Below are 17,575 nucleotides of genomic sequence, written 5' to 3'. Positions count from 1 at the left end.
CAATTTATTTACTGATTACTTCAATTGTTCGTTTTACTTGTTCTGCAATTTTACGTGCCATTGCTATATCTTTATTTACTATGGTCACATGACCCATTTTCCGGAAAGGTCTGGTTTGTTTTTTTCCATAAATATGAGGTGTCACACCATCCATTGCCATAATCTCTTCAATATTCTTATAGAGCACATTGCCAGTATGGTCTTCAGCTCCCACTAAATTAACCATGACTCCAGCAACCTTACTTTCTGTATTTCCTAGTGGTAATCCGAGAATACATCTCAAATGCTGTTCAAACTGACTGGTGTAACTGGCCTCAATACTGTAATGACCAGAATTATGTGGTCTTGGAGCTACTTCGTTAACTAAAATATTATCGTCTTCGGTTTGAAACATTTCTACAGCCAATAACCCAACATGCTCAAAAGCTGCTGCCGTTTTTAAGGCTACTAATTCTGCTTTTTTTGCTATGTCTTCTGGGATTCTAGCGGGACAAATCACATACTCCACTTGATTGGCTTCAGGGTGAAATTCCATTTCAACTACTGGGTAGGTTTTTAAATGTCCTTTGGCATTTCTCGCGACGATTACTGCCAATTCATTCTTAAATGGAATAAGATCTTCTGCAATGCATTCCACATTAGGTAAATCTACTAAATCCGTATAGCGTCTTACCACTTTAACACCCTGTCCGTCGTATCCAAATCGGGCACTTTTCCACACAAAAGGATAGCTCAATCCTCCATTTTCTACGGCATCATTAATTTCAGAAGTATGCGCAAAACGCGAAAAATCAGCTGTAGGTATGTTATGATCGCGATAGAATAACTTTTGCTGTGCCTTATTCTGTATGGTTTTTAAGGTCTTTGCAGAGGGATATACTTTTGTCCCTTCATTTTCAAGCGTTTCTAAGGCATCTACATTTACATTTTCAATTTCTATAGTGAGTATATCGACTTTCTTCCCGAAACTAACCACGGTGTCATAATCTAGTATATCACCAACGGTAAATTCATCGCAAGCTAATCTTGCTGGCGCATCTTTGCTTGGGTCGATAACGCAGGTATAAATATCAAACTTACGTGTGCTGTATAAGATCATTTTGCCTAATTGGCCACCACCAAGAATACCGAGTTTAAAGTCAGAAGAGAAGTAATTCATTTTTACTTTCCACGATAGTGGAAATCTTTAAAAATTCAACATTGATTTCATGCAAAAATACGTTAATTAAGGCAGATACTTCCAAATTCATAAATCAAAAATCAACATTCGTCAATCAATTCATTATCTTTGCATTTCTAAAATAATAAGATGATTATTAAGCTTCACGATTTATACTTTAAACCTTTTATCTCTGAGCAAGAGATAGATGAAGCTGTGCAGCAAATGGTCGATGAGATAGTCTTGGATTTAGGGGATGAAATGCCAGTTTTTATTGGGATTTTAAATGGCTCATTTATGTTTGTGAGCGACTTTGTGAAAAAGTACCCCAAACCCTGCGAAGTCACCTTTATAAAGCTAGCGTCTTATGAAGGGGTGAAGTCCACAGAAGATATCCAAAGACTGATTGGACTTACACAGGATTTAACAGGAAGAACAGTTGTTATTTTAGAAGATATCATAGATTCTGGCAATACACTTGGGGAAGTACACCGTATTTTTAAAAACGAAAATGTAAAGCAGCTTCTTATTGCTACCTTATTTTATAAGCCTGAAGCCTATGATAAGGACTTTAAACTTCATTATATAGGTAAAGAAATTCCGAACAAATTCATCGTTGGTTATGGATTGGACTACAAAGGCCTTGGAAGGGATTTGCCAAGCGTATATCAATTAAAAACCACACAACATATGACAAACATTGTGCTATTTGGACCTCCAGGTGCAGGGAAAGGAACTCAAGCTAATTTCTTAAAGGAAAAATACGATTTAATACACATCTCTACGGGTGATGTATTTCGATACAACATTAAAAATGAAACTGCCTTAGGTATGTTGGCTAAGTCCTACATGGACAAGGGAGAACTGGTGCCAGACCAAGTAACCATTGACATGTTGAATAAAGAAGTTGAAAAGAATTCTGATGCCAATGGTTTTATATTTGATGGTTTCCCAAGAACAGATGCGCAGGCAAAAGCACTTGATGAGTTAATGGATAGCAAAGATTCTCAGATTAATGCAATGGTTGCTCTTGAAGTTGATGATGAGGTCTTGGTTGAACGTTTGCTAAAACGTGGTGAAACTAGTGGAAGACCTGATGATGCTGATGAGAATATCATTAGAAATCGTATTAAGGAATATTACGATAAAACGGCTGTACTGAAAGACTACTATTCTGAGCAGGGTAAATATTTTGGTGTTGATGGTGTTGGGAGCATCGAAGAGATTACAGTCCGTTTAAGTGGCGTGATTGATAAACTCTAAAACTGCCATTCCTGCGAAAGCAGGAATCTGATATACAACAACTTCAAAAAACTGAGATTCCTGCTTTCGCAGGAATGACAAAACATGACTGAAGGAAATTTTGTTGATTATGTGAAAATGCACGTGGCTTCTGGTAATGGAGGTAAGGGCTCTGCACATTTACATCGCGAAAAGTATATTGCCAAGGGAGGTCCTGATGGTGGTGATGGTGGTCGTGGAGGTCATGTCATTATAAGAGGTAATTCTAACCTTTGGACCTTAGTTCACCTAAAGTTTAAACGACACATCAAGGCTGGTCACGGAGAGCATGGCAGTTCTGGAAGAAGTACGGGAGCTGATGGTAAAGATGCTATTATCGAAGTGCCTCTAGGCACAGTTGTTAAGGATACTGATACCGGAAACACCTTGTTTGAAATCACTGAAGATGAGGAAGAAAAGATAGTAGCCGAAGGAGGTAAAGGTGGTCGAGGTAATTGGCATTTTAAAAGCGCTACAAATCAAACTCCTAGGTATGCACAACCAGGAATTCCCTTAGAAGAAAAGAATATCACTATAGAACTCAAAGTCTTAGCAGATGTTGGCTTGGTGGGCTTTCCTAATGCAGGAAAATCAACACTATTATCTGTTTTAACCTCTGCAAAACCTAAGATTGCCGATTATGAATTCACAACCTTAAAACCTAATTTAGGGATTGTACAATATCGCGATTATCAATCGTTTGTTATGGCTGATATTCCAGGAATCATTGAAGGTGCTGCAGAGGGAAAAGGTTTAGGATATTACTTCTTAAGGCACATAGAACGCAACTCTATCTTATTGTTTTTAATTCCAGCTGATGCTAAAGATATCGTAGAGCAATATGAAGTTTTGGTTGATGAATTAAGACGTTATAACCCAATGATGTTAGATAAGGAGCGTTTTGTGGTCATTTCAAAATCGGATATGTTAGATGATGAGTTAAAGTCTGAGATTTCTACTATTTTAGATAAAGATTTAGAATGTGAGTATATGTTTATCTCTTCTGTAGCCCAACAAGGCCTTACGGAATTAAAAGATAAATTATGGAAAATGCTGAATGACTAAATCCTAGCCATATGAAGCAAACTATCAAGAATATAGTAGAGTATAACGATAATCAACTCAGTAAGAGTTTTGCTTTTTTTATTCAGTTTTTAATCGTTTTACCTGTTATTGGCTTTTCGGTAGAGACCCTTCCAAATTTAAAGTAGTCTATGGTGACGCTGGCTACTGTAGGCTATGGTGATGTATATCCAATTACGACTAGTGGTCGGGTGTTTACATTTTTCATTTTACTTATCGGCTTAGCAATTGTAGCTATTTCAACAGGTATTATTTTGTCATCCTTGACCAAAGTCGTTGAGACAGATTCTGGGGGTGAATAGTTAAAGTTCTTCTTCACTTTTCCATTTTTTAATATCTTTAAAAGAAAAAGTATGAAAGCCTTCAGATTTATTTTATTGGCCTTGATTGTAACGTCTTGTGGTACTGTAGTTAACTATGATTATGAGGAATCGACTGATTTCACCAAGTACAAAACGTACAATTATTTTGATGATATGCAAACTGGGCTGAGCCAGTTAGATACTAAGCGAATCATTAGAGCCATAGATGCCAAACTATCTACAATGGGATTGACACGTTCTGATAATCCCGATTTTTTTATTGATATCCAAAGTCAGGATATTCAAAACAGAAATAACTCTAATATTGGAGTAGGAGCTGGTGGTACTGGGGGAAATGTTGGAGGAGGCGTTTCGGTCGGTTTTCCTTTAAGTAGTAATCAAAATACCAGAGAACTTGTCGTTGATTTTGTGGATAAAAAACAAAACGAAAGACTGTTTTGGCAGGCTGTTAGTGAAAGCACCTATAAGCCAAAAGCTTCACCTGAAAAGCGAGAAGAGGCTTTTGTAAAATTGGTAGAGAAAATATTTTCTGGTTATCCTCCAAAATAAAAGAGATCGCTATGGGCGACCTCTTTATAGTTTTTTAACTTAATAAATCCTTGTATTTGTCCTTGTAACCAAAGAGCATTACAATATTCAAAATCAAAAGAACTGCTGCGCCAGCAATATCTGCTGGACCTAAAAATATATGGAATAAAACTGCATTTATAGATACACTCATTAATATAATAGCCAATAAGCCACCATATTTATTAAATATAAAAGCTAATCCTGCTAGGACCTCTACAAGTCCAACCAATACTAAAGTCTTAGTGGTTGATAATGCAGTCATATAATTCATAACTTGCTCTGGAATGTCGTCAGGTGCTAGCATAAAATTCAAAAATTTATTGGACCCAAAAATCACCAATAGGATTCCAAAAACGATTCGGATAACCTTAAAAACTGTTGCATTCATAATGATAAATTTTATTAGTTAGTTTAATAAAGATAGAAAATATCCTTTTAAACTAGCTATAAGTCTATTGAACAGTTACCCTAATTCCTTCACTATGACTACTAAATTCTGGCGCATACATAGATTGAATGGTACTGATACCATTGCTCATATCACCAGCATTATTAACACGAAGATCATATTCAAAGACATAAACTCCTTTAGGGAGATAATCTATGAAGAAGTTCGTAGCCGCATCTTTGGTACTTTCATAATACCCTAAACCATCTTGCCATTTGTATTGTGAAAAGACATTGATAGGCTCAAAACCTGCTGCACGCATGTCCTTAAGATGTACAAATTCCATCGAACGGTCTGTACGCAATTCTATACGGACTTTTACCAAGTCTCCGACGTTTAGTTTAGTTTCTGAAGTGATTTCTGAAATTTCTTCACCTGTATCTGTATTGGTTTTTAAGAAGAGTTTCTTGTTGAGCTTTAAAGGGGTCTCAGCTGAGGTAATTTTATCCAAATCTTCGAAGTATTGCCAGTATAAGGCTCCCCAAGCAATACCATCTCCTTTTTTAGCAATGGTGACATCGGCTTGTTCTTTTTTAATTTCAGAACCATTCCAAAACGTTTTGTAATATCCTGTGCCAGCTTCTGGTCTTACGTTTTCTAAAGTCTTTGGTGAAATGGTTTCGTTACCAACTTTTACATCCACAATGTCTGTTGCATCTATCCAAGAACTACCTTGAAGCAGTAACGCATACACAGCTTCTGTTGTTGCTTTAGTAGTTTTCCATTGATTGGTTTGCTTATGCTTTAGCAACCAGATTTTTAAGTTGTCGATATCTTCAAGATTCTTCGCTTCGCTCTGAATGACAGGCCCAGTTTCTGAAAAGGCTTCAATCAATAGGGCTTGTGTTTCAATAGGAGCTTGATACCAATACCAAGAATTGGTGTTTTCTTTCCAATACATACCCAATTCCTCCGAAGTAATACTGTTTTCTTTCAATGACTTCAGAATTTTACTGGCAGATTCAGCTTCATCCATTCGATGCATGATTAATGCCATTAAACCTTTGGCATATAATGGACGTGACAACCAATAGTTTTTAATCTGACTTTTGTAATAATTGATTATGGTATCTACCTCTTTAGATGGTTTTATGTCTTGATAAAAACTACGAACATACAAGTAGTGTAATTGCATATACGATAAATGGTCCTTAGTTAAATCAGCATCTTTATTGTACTTTTTAATATCGTTGTATTCTTTGACAAATTCTGTATCTAAATATTGAATAGCGTTTTTTACCATTTCATTTTGATCGCTGAGGTCACTCGAAGCGACACCCAGTTTATCTAAATGGCCAAAGCCAGAAATGATATGCTGTGTAATGTAACGGTTAGCATAGCCGCCATTAAACCACGGCCAAGCACCTGAAGGTAACTGATTGTTCTTTAGTTTGCGCAATGCTGAACTTAGCTCATTATTCATTTTATTAAGGTCAAATAATAAGCCGATACGTTTTTTCTGTTCGGTTTCGGATTGTGCATCACATAACCAAGGTGTTTCTTGAATCAATAACGACTTTAATTCCTGATTTTTTTCAAGATTTGACAAAAGTGCGTCTTCAGTGTTGGCCGAGCTTGTTGAAGCCCATTGGTTGAAAACTGCTTCTATTTTTGGGTTGGATGTTACAATATGTTGCGCCAAGGCATTGGCATAATATCTTGAGAAGGTTTGCTCGTTACAGTCATAAGGATACTCCATTAAATAAGGCAAGGCCTGAACCGCATACCATGCTGGATTGGAGGTCATCTCTAGGGTCAGTTTGTGATGTCTCAATGTGGATACTGAGGTTTTCGAAGTGTCTTTATTGGTGCCTTCAAGAGTACTTCGAGTTCCCTCTGTAACCACATCAGGTACCAAATTTAAGTTTGCCAATTTATCGAGCCTAAACGTCTTCGTTTGATTAGAACGTACCCACATAGGTAGGGTTTCCGTTACGAGCATTCTATTGGATAAAACAGGTAATGCATTTTGTTCGCCATCGCTAAAATCACCTGCTTTAGCCATAACTTTGTACTGAACAACTTGAATCCCTTTGGGAATGGTAAGGTTCCACGTTATTTGGTTATTTCCTTTGGCGTTTACAATGAAACTTTTGGTCGCTGAGGTTCTCGAAGCGACATTTTCCCCATTTTTATTGGTAACTTCGAGAGCCTCAGTTACCAATAATTCACTATCTAAAGATTTCCCAGTAATTGGATCTGATAAAAATAACTGAGCAATTCCAGATAACTTTTTATCTGTAAGATTTGCAATTTTTGTACTAATACTTATTTGGTCGCCTTCTCTTAAAAAACGAGGTGCATTTGGAATCACCATCAACTCTTTTTGTGTGACTGCTTCCAGTTCTGTAACTGCGCTTTCTAAAGTTTTGGTATGTGCCAATAATTGTAATTTCCATTTGGTTAAGGCTTCAGGAGCTTTAAAATTAAAACTTACGCTTCCTTCTGAGTCGGTTTGTAATTGCGGAAAGAAAAATGCGGTTTCATTAAGGTTTTTGCGGATTTGGGTATTGCCAAATTCTCCATCTGATTCTTTCAAATTATAATTTTCGTCTGAATTTTTTGTTGTCCATATGTCATCATTCGAAAAAGAATTTGACCTTTCATTTTGTGGCATATCCCCAGCCGAAGCTGGTGCTACAGCAAATGCCATTTCATTATCTTCCACTGACTCTTCAAGAACCATAATATTGTCTGGTGCATAGACTATATCTGAATTTTTTGTTTTCCACATATTGCGATGATCTCCAAAATAAAACCCAAACCAATTTAGTTGATCAAACCCTTGGGGATTTAAATTGGCAATAGTTCCAAAACGATTAAATAACCTAAAGCTAGTATTGCCAAAACTTTGCCCAGAATTTTTATTAATTCTACCGTAATAATAGGGTCTGGTAATTGGGCTAAAATTCCAATTGTGTTCTCTAAATTCATCCAAAGATGCATCGTACATGCTAGCTAATAATTCAGCGGAGATTTTATCACCTTTAGGGCCTTTAATTTTGAAACTCCAGATTTCGTCTTGCCCAGGTTTTAGCTTATCCCTAAACGTTGTGGTTTCAATTTCCAAATCGGTCTTTGGATAAGGTACATTAACCCTAAAACTTTGTTGTACATAAGCATTGAAAGCCGCAAAACCAACATGTATTTCAAACCCACCAAGGTCGCTTTCCACAACAGGGATATTCAAAGATTGCTTGGAGTTACTAAGTTTTGCAAGTTGTGTCGAAATGATTTTACCATCTTTTTCTATCTCGACGGTAACTGTAATATCTTTTGCTACGGATCCAATAGTGAGCTTAGCCATATCTCCAGCCTTGTAATTATCCTTATCTAACGAGGCTTCAAATAATTGATTATCGGCAATGGTTTTGTCAGTATTACTATAAATAGATGTAAATACTTCGCCTTTAACATTTTGTCCAAATCTGTCTTTACTTTCAGCAATAATGATATATTTCCCCGAATCCCATCTTTTTAGCTTTTTTAGAGCAATGGTTTTAGTTTTTTCAGTGTTAAAATCAGTACTGAAGACTTCTTCCCCTTTTTGCCAATTGATTGAAAGATGTTCATTATTATAGGGTTCATGAGGAAATAAACGTTTAAACTCTTCTTTGGAAATGACTTGATAGTCTGGTGCCTTCCATGGTCTAGGTCTTAGGACATTCTGAGGTGCTTCAAGTTTATAGATTTTTAAAATCCCTTTTGCTGGGACATCTTCACCATTTAAATTTCGTGAAACTAAGGAAATTTCAATATCTCTTTTGGATTTATCAATGGTTTGTGGTGCCACAATATTTAAAGTCATAGCATGGTATCCTACATTTATGACTGTATTTGTAGACCTTGTTTCACCATTAATATCAGTAACATCTGCTGTAACTTCGTATCTAAATATTGGGAGATTTTCCTTGGCTACCGACTCATCAGGAAGTGCCTTAAAGGTAATTTCGAAATTACCAGAGTCATCAGTAAGGCTTTCTCCAAACGTAATTTCTTGTGGTTCTGAATTGTAATAATTAGGACGTTTCCAATACCACCAACTGGGATATTGCACTTGGCGCTTAACGCGATATACTACTTTTGCATCAGTAATATTGCTGCCAGCAAAAGCGACTGCAGTCCCTTTTACTGTAATACTATCATTGACTTTATAAGTCTCTGTAACGGGTTGAAATTCTGGTTTAAATTTTGGTCGTTTGTATTCTTCAACTGAAAAATAAGTGCGTCCTGTATTCACAAAATTCTTTACATTATTTGCGATATGAAAATTACCTGTCAGCCCACCATTAGGCAATACAAATTCACCATGAAACGACCCAAACTCATTTGTGGCGAGTTCTAATTCAGTGATGTTTTCACCGTTTACATTGTAAAGTGTAGTAAGGACTTTTTCGTTTTCTACAATCGATGATTTATCATCTTTGGTTTTGGTAACTATACCTTTGAAGTAAACCGTCTGCCCAGGTCTATAAATACTTCGATCTGTAAACAGAAATGTTCTGTATCGAGTCTCGTTATCGGTTCTCTGATTGTACGTTCTACTAATGTAGTAATCTCCGAAGAATGCAATATCGTCTTTATAATCGACTCTTATTTCAACACCTCTGTAATAATTTTTGTCTTTCTTGAATTCAAATTTCCCAAAACGATTCGTAGACAACTTTTTTGAAAACAGTTTATTTCTGTTATTTCTGTAGGTGATGTTAATCACGGCATCAGCAATAGGCAATCCGTTATTCCTATCTATGAGTTGATAATCTACGATGTTATTTTCGTTACTCTCAATCAATGCCAAATTAGTGACCTGAATATGGGTGGCCGCAAATACACTATCCTTAGTATTGGTATCGGCTTTAATGAGGTAAAAACCATTGGACAATTGAGGTATGATGACTTCCGTACTGTGTTCTTGATAATCTCCTTCAGATTTTAAAGTGCTTGAAAATGATAGCATTGGACTTAGCTTCTTGAAAAATTTCACTTTGTCCTCTGCATTGTAGGTTTGATTAAACGTTTTGATCTGATTGATATCAACTTCATATATTTTGAAATCGAGTGATTTTAAGTTTCTGTAGTTTACTAAAATTCGAGAAGCTGAATTGATAGGAATAAATTCCTCAGTCTGCAGTCTTAAACTTGGTAGTAGAATTTGTGCTTTTAAAATTTCACATGCTTTTGTACCATCACTCTCAGGATATTTAGAAATAACAGCATCGCATAATTCTACAGCGTCTTTAAACTTCCAACGATGGTTCTCATCAACTTCACCTTGATATGAGTTGCTGTTGTATTGATTGCCCAATTGGCGATACACCGAAGCCAATTCAAAATTATATAAAGCTGAAAGGGGGGAACTCTTTATGGATTCAGCTTTAGCTTTGAGTGTCTGTATTAATAAATCATCTTTGCTGTCAAAAATGGCATGTTGCGCTACGAATTTTAAACGTTCTATATCTGCACTAACAAAAGCTTTAGTAACTACATTGCCTCTATGGAACTTTATAAGGTTCTGATAGATTTTAAGCGCATTGCGTTGTAAGGACAGTGAATCTTTAGAGGATATATCAACATTAATAAACTGCTCACTATCACTAATTAGGGCTTTGTCTTCAATTTTAAATTGATAGGTAGGTTTAGTGATACTATTTTCACTGGTTTTATAAAATTGAAGCGCATTATGGCTCAACAAATCGTATAGGGTTGGCCGGTAGGTTTTAGAACCTTCAACTTCATTTAGAAGTGTCTTATAGTTCTCTAAAGATTCTTGCTGAAGTAAGAGTCCATTTTCTAAAGAGCGTTGATAATAGACATGAATTTCATTGAATAAGGTTTCTAAATCCCAGGTTCTAAAATCGTCACTAACTTTTTTTTTAGTGTTGGTGCGGTTATAGAACCTATATCGATTTTGTTGAAAATATTGCCAATACAGGGTGGCTAACATATTTTCAAGTAGATGCTTGATTACGACTTTATCTGCTTTTTCAATTTCAGTTTTAAAGCGGTTTATAATGTTGAGTTGTGCGTCCTCTTCAAGGGTAAGCATATATTTGCTCTTATGAAGCAGTGCCTTAATCTGATGTTGTTCGTTTTTAGATTTTATAGCTTCTTTGTAAATCGTGTCAACAAGTTTGGCTGCACTCTTGGTTAAACCTTCATTTTCAAATTTGATTACCTTTTTCCATTGGTCGTCAAAATTATTCTGTGCATTAGAAAAAGAAGCAAAGCAAATTAGCATTAGTATTGGGATAAGGTTTTTCATTGATAATAATATTTTCAGCAAAATACCTTCAAAAGGTATTCCAAAAAAAGCTCAAAATGGGCAATACGACATTTCAATGAGTTAAGTTAAGCAATTTGTGAGTGAATGCGCACGTTAATAAATTGTATTTTTGTAAAAAATTGCATCAGGTATGAATAGATTTTTCTGGTTAATCTTAATGTCTTCGTTTTGTTTTTCCCAGGCTTCAAAAGAGAATGCAAAATCCTATTTAGATCAGAAGAACTTTCAAAAAGCACAACAGGAAATGGAGTCCTTTTTGAAATCTAATCCTAATGACAAGGAAGCTGTAGAATTATTGGGTGACGCTTTTGGGCATCAGAAAAAGTGGGATGAAGCCATTGCGCAATATAAAACATTGGCTGAGGATGAACCCAATAATGCTAATTACCATTACAAGTATGGAGGTGCTTTAGGTATGAAAGCTTTAAGTGTAAGTAAACTAAGAGCATTGGGTCTTATTGGTGATGTAAAACGCTCCTTTTTAAAAGCAGCAGAATTAGATTCAAACCATATTGATACGCGCTGGGCTTTGGTAGAGTTATATGTGTCACTTCCAGGGATTGTTGGTGGTAGTACTTCAAAAGCATTAAAGTATGCTAGCGAGTTACAAAATCTATCGGAAGTAGACGGGTATTTGGCCAAAGGTTATGTTTATGAATATGATGATGAGCCAGAACTGGCGGAAAAATATTATAAACTTGCTATTAAAGTTGGAGGTTCGGTAACGTGCTATGAGAAATTAACCAACTTTTATGAAGAACAAGACGAGCCAGATCGGGCCATAGACAATATTGAAAAAGCACATAAAAAACACCAACGTAATGCCATGCATTATCAAATAGGAAAAGTCTGTGCAGATTATAATATTCAGTTAGACAAAGGTGAAAAATGCCTTAAGGCCTATTTAGCAAATCATTCTGCACAAGATGGAGTTCCAAAAGCTTGGGCTTATTATCGCTTAGCTCAAATCTACAAGCATAAAGAGAATAAAGAAGAAGCACTTATATGGATTGATAAAGCCATTGCTGGCTTGCCAAAAATCAAAGTTTTTCAAAAAGAAAAAGTCACTATTTCCAAGCTGTAACAATCAAATCATAAACTTTATTTATAATATCTATAACTATTTTTAATAGCCTAAATATTTGTTAAATACGCAAAATCGATAGTATTGCTATTATATTTGCAATCTAAAATTTAAAATATGATTAATCTACTATCAAATTTAAAGATTGCAGTGCCTGATAAGATCTATATCAAAGATCCAGAGTCCTCAGATTTGGGTAAGCGGATTATTGAGCATAGTATTTTGTTGATAGATGAAATTGGTTTCGATAGTTTTACATTTAAAAAATTGGGAGTAAAAATTGGTTCTAACGAAAGTTCAATTTACCGCTATTTTGAAAGTAAGCATAAGCTGCTCCTTTATTTGACATCTTGGTATTGGGCTTGGATAGAGTACCAAATGGTTTTTGCTACGCATAATGTTCCTGACAATAAAGAACAGTTATTGAAAGCTATAGAGGTGGTAACTCGCACCATAAAGGAAGATGTTACTTATACACATATTAATGAAGTTATTCTTAATAGGATAATTATTAATGAATATTCAAAATCATACTTAACTAAAGAAGTTGATAGCGAAAATAAAGAGGGTTACTTTGTTATATACAAAAGATTGATTAAACGTTTGAGTGAAATAATTAAAAGTTGTAACTCGGATTACAAGTTTCCCTTGAGTTTAGCAAGCACTATTGTAGAAGGTGCATTACATCAACATTTTTTGAAGGTACATTTCAGCTCTATTACGGACTGTGGTAAGAACGTTACACCTACAGAATTTTTTCTAAATCTAACCCAAAACGCATTAAAGACAACAACTCATGGATCAAAATAAACCACTATTAACTCCTTGGCAGCGCTTCGTTGGCATATTAAAGCTAGAGCGAAAAGATATAACCCAGGTTTTATATTATGCTGTATTTTCAGGACTCATAGCACTGACGCTTCCTTTAGGAATCCAGGCCATTATAAACCTCATTCAAGGTGCGCAGGTAAGCACGTCTTGGATCGTACTTGTAATACTTGTTACTTTAGGTGTGGCATTTGTTGGTGTTCTGCAATTAATGCAGATGCGAATCATAGAAACGATACAACAACGCATTTTTATGAGAGCATCTTTTGAGTTTACCTACAGATTCCCAAAAATAAGGATGGATGAGTTGATAAATTACTATCCACCAGAATTAGCAAATCGTTTTTTTGATGTCCTTAATATTCAAAAAGGCCTAGCGAAACTCTTATTGGATGTACCGGCAGCAGCCTTACAGATTGTTTTTGCATTGATTTTACTATCACTGTATCATCCATTCTTTATTGCCTTTGGTATTTTATTGATTGTATTGATATATGTCGTATTTAAGTACACCATAGAACGCGGTATGGTGACCAGTTTAAAGGAATCCAAACAAAAATATAAAGTAGCCCACTGGATACAAGAAGTAGCACGATCAATTATCAGTTTTAAAATGTCGGGTAAAACGACAATGGCATTAAGCAAGAACGATTATTTGGTAGATGGCTATTTGAAAGACCGAGAAAATCACTTTAAGATTTTAGTACTTCAATTTATTCAAATGATTGGCTTTAAGGTCATTGTAACTGCAGGGCTTTTAATCATTGGCGGTTTGTTGGTGCTGAGTCAGGAAATGAACATAGGTCAGTTCGTTGCTGCTGAGATTATTATCTTATTGATTATCACCTCAGTTGAAAAGCTCATTTTGGGTCTGGAATCTTTTTATGATGTTTTAACATCTCTAGAAAAAATGGGACAAGTCGTTGATAAGAAAATCGAGAGTCAAGAAGGTGAAGATCCGGTTTTTACAGATGATTTTAATATTCAACTTGATAACGTAAGCTATACGGTTCCTGATAGACCCATGCCAATATTAAAGAGTATTTCTTTGAATATTAAGGCAAAAAGCAAGGTTCTGGTTCGTGGTGCAAGTGGTGCAGGAAAATCAAGCTTATTGAGGCTAATTGCTGGTATAATTAAACCCACTGAAGGAGTCATTTATCTTAATGATGTTAACTTAAAAAGTATTCATACAAACAAATACCGATCCAATTTGGGTGTTGCTTTATCTGATGAAACTCCATTTGAAGGTACCTTAAAGGATAACATTACGTTTGGTGATCCAGACATCTCGCTAGATGAAGTTCGGGAGGCACTGAAAAATGTAAAGCTATCAGAATATATTAAGGATACCGAAAAAGGTTTGGATACTATAATTTATCCTGAAGCAAAGCAAACCTCATACACCGTAGCCAAAAAGTTAATATTGGCTAGAGCGATTGTACGCAAGCCTAAGTTATTATTGTTAGAAGATCCTTTAGAACATTTTGAACGCGAGGAAGCTCAAGAACTTATAAAGTTCTTGACAGATCAATCTAATCCATGGACACTAATTGTAGTCAGTTTTAATAATGACTGGGCAAGTGAGTGTACGGATACAATTACTTTAAAAAGAGGTGAAATCGTTTAAAGCAAAATATCATGTTAAATATATCTAGAAACCCATTGAATAAAACGGTTGACTTAACGAAGTATAAGTCTTCAAAGCATGTTTTTAATAAAGACTATTACAAGCAGGGCAAAAAATTTTTAACCGGTTTTGCAATTGTATGTCTTATCATTTTGTTTTTGCCTTGGACGCAAAATATTTCAGGAAGAGGACAGGTGACCTCACTGACACCTGAGCAAAGACCTCAAACCATACAATCTCCTATACCAGGGAGTATTCAGAAGTGGTATGTACGAGAAGGCCAAACGGTGAAAAAGGGCGACACCATTATGCAGATTGCAGAGATTAAAAGTGAGTATTTTGATCCTAATTTGGTAGAACGAACCGAACAACAGCGAGATGCTAAGGAGTTTTCTGCGAAGTCGTACGAAGAAAAAGTAAAAGCACAAGAGGTGCGAATAGGTGCATTAATAAACGAACGTAAATTGAAACTAGAGCAAGCCGACAATAAATTAGCTCAGGCTAAACAGAAGGTAAAAGCGGATAGTATAGATTTGGTTGCAGCGCGTACCAATCTAAGAATAGCCCAAATCAAATACAATCGGGCAGACAGTTTATTTCAAGACGGTTTTGTAGCTAGAAAGCATTTGGAAGATGCCGCCATAAAACTTCAAGAAACCCAAGCAAAAGAAACATCCCAAGAAGCAAAATTATTGGTGAGCAAAACAGAAGTCACTAATGCCAAATTGGAAATAAATCGTGTAAAGCAGGAATTTGCTGATAAGATTTCTAAGGCCCGTAGTGAAAAATTTTCAGCCCAATCCAGTCAATTCAGTACTGAGGCAGATGTGCAAAAATTAGAAAACTTGGTCTCAAATTATGAACTAAGGCGAGATATGCAATACATCACGGCACCTTATGATGGTTTTATAAATACAGCATTTCGCGGTGGAGTAGGGCAAACCTTTAAGGAAGGTGAAGAGCTGGTAGGCATCATACCCGAAAATATTGATTTAGCTGTTGAAACTTATGTGCAACCTTTAGATTTACCTCTAATTCATAAAGGTGAAAAAGTTCGGATTCAGTTTGATGGATGGCCGGCAATTATCTTTAGCGGATGGCCGAATGTGTCCTACGGTACTTACGGTGCTGAGGTCGTAGCTGTAGAACGTTTTATAAGTTCTAATGGCAGATTTAGGGTGCTATTAAAGCCAGACCCAGAGGATCATCCTTGGCCGAAAGATATAAGAGCTGGTTCTGGGGCAAGAACTATCGCCTTATTAGAGGACGTGCCTATATGGTTTGAGCTATGGCGGCAGTTAAATGGTTTCCCACCTAATTATTATCAACCTGAGGGCAGTGATAGTTCTAAAAAAGACAAAAAATAAATCATGAAGTATCTAAGCACATTACTTCTAATATGTATCGGTTTTTCGAGCTTTGGGCAGACAGAGAATATTTCTGAAATACTGAGGTTTGACGAGTACTTGGCGTATGTTAAAAAGTTTCACCCCATAGTCAAGCAGGCAGAGTTAGTCATTGACGAAAGTCAGGCAGAACTGCTTAGGTCAAGGGGAGCTTTTGATCCAAAGTTTGAAGTAGATTACGACCGAAAGAAGTTTAAAGGACAAGAGTATTGGGATCAGCTCAATGGAATGTTTAAAATTCCAACCTGGTATGGGATTGAGCTTAAGGCTACCTTTGAAGAAAATTCAGGGGACTTTTTAAATCCTGAATTTGACGTTCCAGATGATGGTTTATATTCGGCTGGAGTTAAAATGTCTCTGGCAGAAGGTTTTCTAATAAATGATCGTATGGCTTCTTTAAAGCAGGCGAAATTATTTAGAGAACAAGCCAAAGCAGATCGAGATATCTTTGTCAACAACATCTTATTTGAAGCTTCAATGGCTTATTTTAAATGGTTACAAGCGTATAATGAGTTGTTGTTATTTCAAAATTTCCTCACTAATGCCGAGCAACGATTTAGAGGTGTAGAGCGTGGCGCAGAAGTTGGTGAACGTGCTCAAATCGATGTGGTAGAAGCCAGGATTGCCATTAATCAACGTCGTTTAAGCCTAGAACAATCACGCGTAAAACTATTGAAAGCAGCTTTAGAATTATCGACATTCTTATGGCTAGAAAATAATATTCCTGTGGAACTACAACCCAATGTCATTCCAGATGTTAATTCTGAGCCGATTATCGATATGACTTTTAGCATTAATCAATTACAAGATAATGAAGCTATAGTAGAAGCGCATCCTAAAATGATTTCTTTGGATTACAAATTACAAAGTTTGGAAGTTGATACTAGATTAAAAGCTAATAAGTTATTGCCAAAAGTGGATGTGGAATATAATTTCTTAACTGAAAATCCAGATGTAGCTCGTACGTTTAATACAGCAGAATATAAAGGAGGTCTTAATATTAGTTTTCCATTATTCTTAAGGAAAGAACGCGGGGATTTACGATTGGCAAAAATCAAATTACAAGACACAGAATTCGAAATCGATGCTACGCGAGTCAACCTTAGGAATAAGATAGATGCCTTACAACAAGAACTTGATTCTTATGTATTGCAAAATGATATTACGCAGCAAATGGTGACTGATTCCGAGCGCTTACTGCAAGCTGAAGAACGAAAGTTTGAACTAGGAGAAAGCTCTTTGTTTTTGGTGAATTCTCGTGAATCTAAGCTGATTGATAGCCAGTTGAAAGCCATTTCTATCGAGTTTAAGTTCTTTAGTACCAAGGCAAAGCTATTTAATAGTCTAGCTGTAAATCCTGAATTATAAAAACCCGTGAATGTCATTGCGAGCTTCGCGCGGCAATCTCTTAACTGTCGGTTTGAGTGAATTCTATGATTGAAATGAATAGAATTCACTCGAATTGACATAATAGGTGGAG

General features: G+C 36.0%; 13 protein-coding genes. 10 read left to right on the top strand and 3 right to left on the bottom strand.

Features of this window, described 5'->3' with window-relative positions; all coding sequences use genetic code 11:
- Window positions 1–4 precede the first annotated feature (4 nt).
- Window positions 5–1,159 carry a 5-(carboxyamino)imidazole ribonucleotide synthase gene (locus Q0992_RS01045; RefSeq protein ID WP_299519390.1) on the bottom strand — a complete coding sequence of 385 codons (1,155 nt, stop codon included), beginning with the start codon at window positions 1,157–1,159 and terminating at the stop codon, window positions 5–7.
- A gap of 153 nt (window positions 1,160–1,312) precedes the next feature.
- Here Q0992_RS01045 and Q0992_RS01040 point away from each other — a divergent pair, with 153 nt between their 5' ends.
- The 5 genes from Q0992_RS01040 (at window position 1,313) to Q0992_RS01020 (ending at window position 4,395) form a co-directional block, all read left to right on the top strand.
- Window positions 1,313–2,422 (top strand): adenylate kinase, encoded by a 1,110-nt coding sequence (locus Q0992_RS01040; protein ID WP_299519448.1) that lies wholly within the window; start codon window positions 1,313–1,315, stop codon window positions 2,420–2,422.
- An 84-nt stretch (window positions 2,423–2,506) separates the two neighbouring features.
- Window positions 2,507–3,505 (top strand): GTPase ObgE, encoded by a 999-nt coding sequence (gene obgE, locus Q0992_RS01035; protein ID WP_299519388.1) that lies wholly within the window; start codon window positions 2,507–2,509, stop codon window positions 3,503–3,505.
- Between the two features lie 11 nt (window positions 3,506–3,516).
- On the top strand, window positions 3,517–3,651 hold the full coding sequence (locus tag Q0992_RS01030) for a hypothetical protein (RefSeq protein WP_299519386.1): 135 nt from the start codon (window positions 3,517–3,519) through the stop codon (window positions 3,649–3,651).
- A 3-nt stretch (window positions 3,652–3,654) separates the two neighbouring features.
- Window positions 3,655–3,825 carry an ion channel gene (locus tag Q0992_RS01025; RefSeq protein ID WP_299519384.1) on the top strand — a complete coding sequence of 57 codons (171 nt, stop codon included), beginning with the start codon at window positions 3,655–3,657 and terminating at the stop codon, window positions 3,823–3,825.
- Between the two features lie 51 nt (window positions 3,826–3,876).
- Entirely contained in the window at window positions 3,877–4,395 is a 519-nt protein-coding gene (locus tag Q0992_RS01020; RefSeq protein WP_299519383.1) for a DUF4136 domain-containing protein, read from the top strand.
- A gap of 34 nt (window positions 4,396–4,429) precedes the next feature.
- Here the strand turns inward: Q0992_RS01020 and Q0992_RS01015 are convergent, their stop codons facing one another.
- Together Q0992_RS01015 and Q0992_RS01010 are read right to left on the bottom strand one after the other, a co-directional pair.
- Window positions 4,430–4,804: a DoxX family membrane protein gene (locus Q0992_RS01015; protein ID WP_299519382.1), complete on the bottom strand. Its 375-nt coding sequence runs from the start codon at window positions 4,802–4,804 to the stop codon at window positions 4,430–4,432.
- A 64-nt stretch (window positions 4,805–4,868) separates the two neighbouring features.
- Window positions 4,869–11,126 (bottom strand): alpha-2-macroglobulin family protein, encoded by a 6,258-nt coding sequence (locus Q0992_RS01010; RefSeq protein ID WP_299519380.1) that lies wholly within the window; start codon window positions 11,124–11,126, stop codon window positions 4,869–4,871.
- Between the two features lie 151 nt (window positions 11,127–11,277).
- On the opposite strand from Q0992_RS01010, the gene Q0992_RS01005 reads away from it, so the two are divergent.
- The 5 genes from Q0992_RS01005 to Q0992_RS00985 all read left to right on the top strand — a co-directional run bounded on the left by Q0992_RS01005 (window position 11,278) and on the right by Q0992_RS00985 (window position 17,463).
- Window positions 11,278–12,231 (top strand): tetratricopeptide repeat protein, encoded by a 954-nt coding sequence (locus Q0992_RS01005; protein ID WP_299519377.1) that lies wholly within the window; start codon window positions 11,278–11,280, stop codon window positions 12,229–12,231.
- A 117-nt stretch (window positions 12,232–12,348) separates the two neighbouring features.
- Window positions 12,349–13,041 carry a TetR/AcrR family transcriptional regulator gene (locus Q0992_RS01000; protein WP_299519374.1) on the top strand — a complete coding sequence of 231 codons (693 nt, stop codon included), beginning with the start codon at window positions 12,349–12,351 and terminating at the stop codon, window positions 13,039–13,041.
- The gene (locus tag Q0992_RS00995; RefSeq protein WP_299519371.1) at window positions 13,028–14,689 is read left to right on the top strand and encodes a peptidase domain-containing ABC transporter; all 1,662 of its coding nucleotides are present in this window, start codon (window positions 13,028–13,030) and stop codon (window positions 14,687–14,689) included. The genes Q0992_RS01000 and Q0992_RS00995 overlap by 14 nt, the downstream gene beginning before the upstream one ends.
- Before the next feature lie 11 nt (window positions 14,690–14,700).
- Window positions 14,701–16,056, top strand: a complete 1,356-nt coding sequence (locus Q0992_RS00990) for an HlyD family efflux transporter periplasmic adaptor subunit (RefSeq protein ID WP_299519369.1) — start codon at window positions 14,701–14,703, stop codon at window positions 16,054–16,056.
- A gap of 3 nt (window positions 16,057–16,059) precedes the next feature.
- Window positions 16,060–17,463 (top strand): TolC family protein, encoded by a 1,404-nt coding sequence (locus Q0992_RS00985; protein ID WP_299519367.1) that lies wholly within the window; start codon window positions 16,060–16,062, stop codon window positions 17,461–17,463.
- Window positions 17,464–17,575 lie beyond the last annotated feature (112 nt).

The sequence above is a fragment of the Winogradskyella sp. genome (assembly GCF_028289625.1).
In the GTDB taxonomy this organism is placed as follows: domain Bacteria; phylum Bacteroidota; class Bacteroidia; order Flavobacteriales; family Flavobacteriaceae; genus Winogradskyella.
The sequence above is the reverse complement of the archived record's forward strand: the minus strand, read 5'-3'. Positions and strand labels throughout refer to the sequence as shown.

Bases quoted from the DNA above. Each gene is read 5' to 3' on its own strand.
- Q0992_RS01010 (WP_299519380.1), bottom strand. From the start codon at position 11,126: ATGAAAAACCTTATCCCAATACTAATGCTAATTTGCTTTGCTTCTTTT.
- Q0992_RS00995 (WP_299519371.1), top strand. From the start codon at position 13,028: ATGGATCAAAATAAACCACTATTAACTCCTTGGCAGCGCTTCGTTGGC.
- Q0992_RS01020 (WP_299519383.1), top strand. From the start codon at position 3,877: ATGAAAGCCTTCAGATTTATTTTATTGGCCTTGATTGTAACGTCTTGT.
- Q0992_RS01005 (WP_299519377.1), top strand. From the start codon at position 11,278: ATGAATAGATTTTTCTGGTTAATCTTAATGTCTTCGTTTTGTTTTTCC.
- Q0992_RS01015 (WP_299519382.1), bottom strand. From the start codon at position 4,804: ATGAATGCAACAGTTTTTAAGGTTATCCGAATCGTTTTTGGAATCCTA.
- Q0992_RS01025 (WP_299519384.1), top strand. From the start codon at position 3,655: ATGGTGACGCTGGCTACTGTAGGCTATGGTGATGTATATCCAATTACG.
- obgE (WP_299519388.1), top strand. From the start codon at position 2,507: ATGACTGAAGGAAATTTTGTTGATTATGTGAAAATGCACGTGGCTTCT.
- Q0992_RS01000 (WP_299519374.1), top strand. From the start codon at position 12,349: ATGATTAATCTACTATCAAATTTAAAGATTGCAGTGCCTGATAAGATC.
- Q0992_RS01045 (WP_299519390.1), bottom strand. From the start codon at position 1,159: ATGAATTACTTCTCTTCTGACTTTAAACTCGGTATTCTTGGTGGTGGC.
- Q0992_RS00985 (WP_299519367.1), top strand. From the start codon at position 16,060: ATGAAGTATCTAAGCACATTACTTCTAATATGTATCGGTTTTTCGAGC.
- Q0992_RS01030 (WP_299519386.1), top strand. From the start codon at position 3,517: ATGAAGCAAACTATCAAGAATATAGTAGAGTATAACGATAATCAACTC.
- Q0992_RS00990 (WP_299519369.1), top strand. From the start codon at position 14,701: ATGTTAAATATATCTAGAAACCCATTGAATAAAACGGTTGACTTAACG.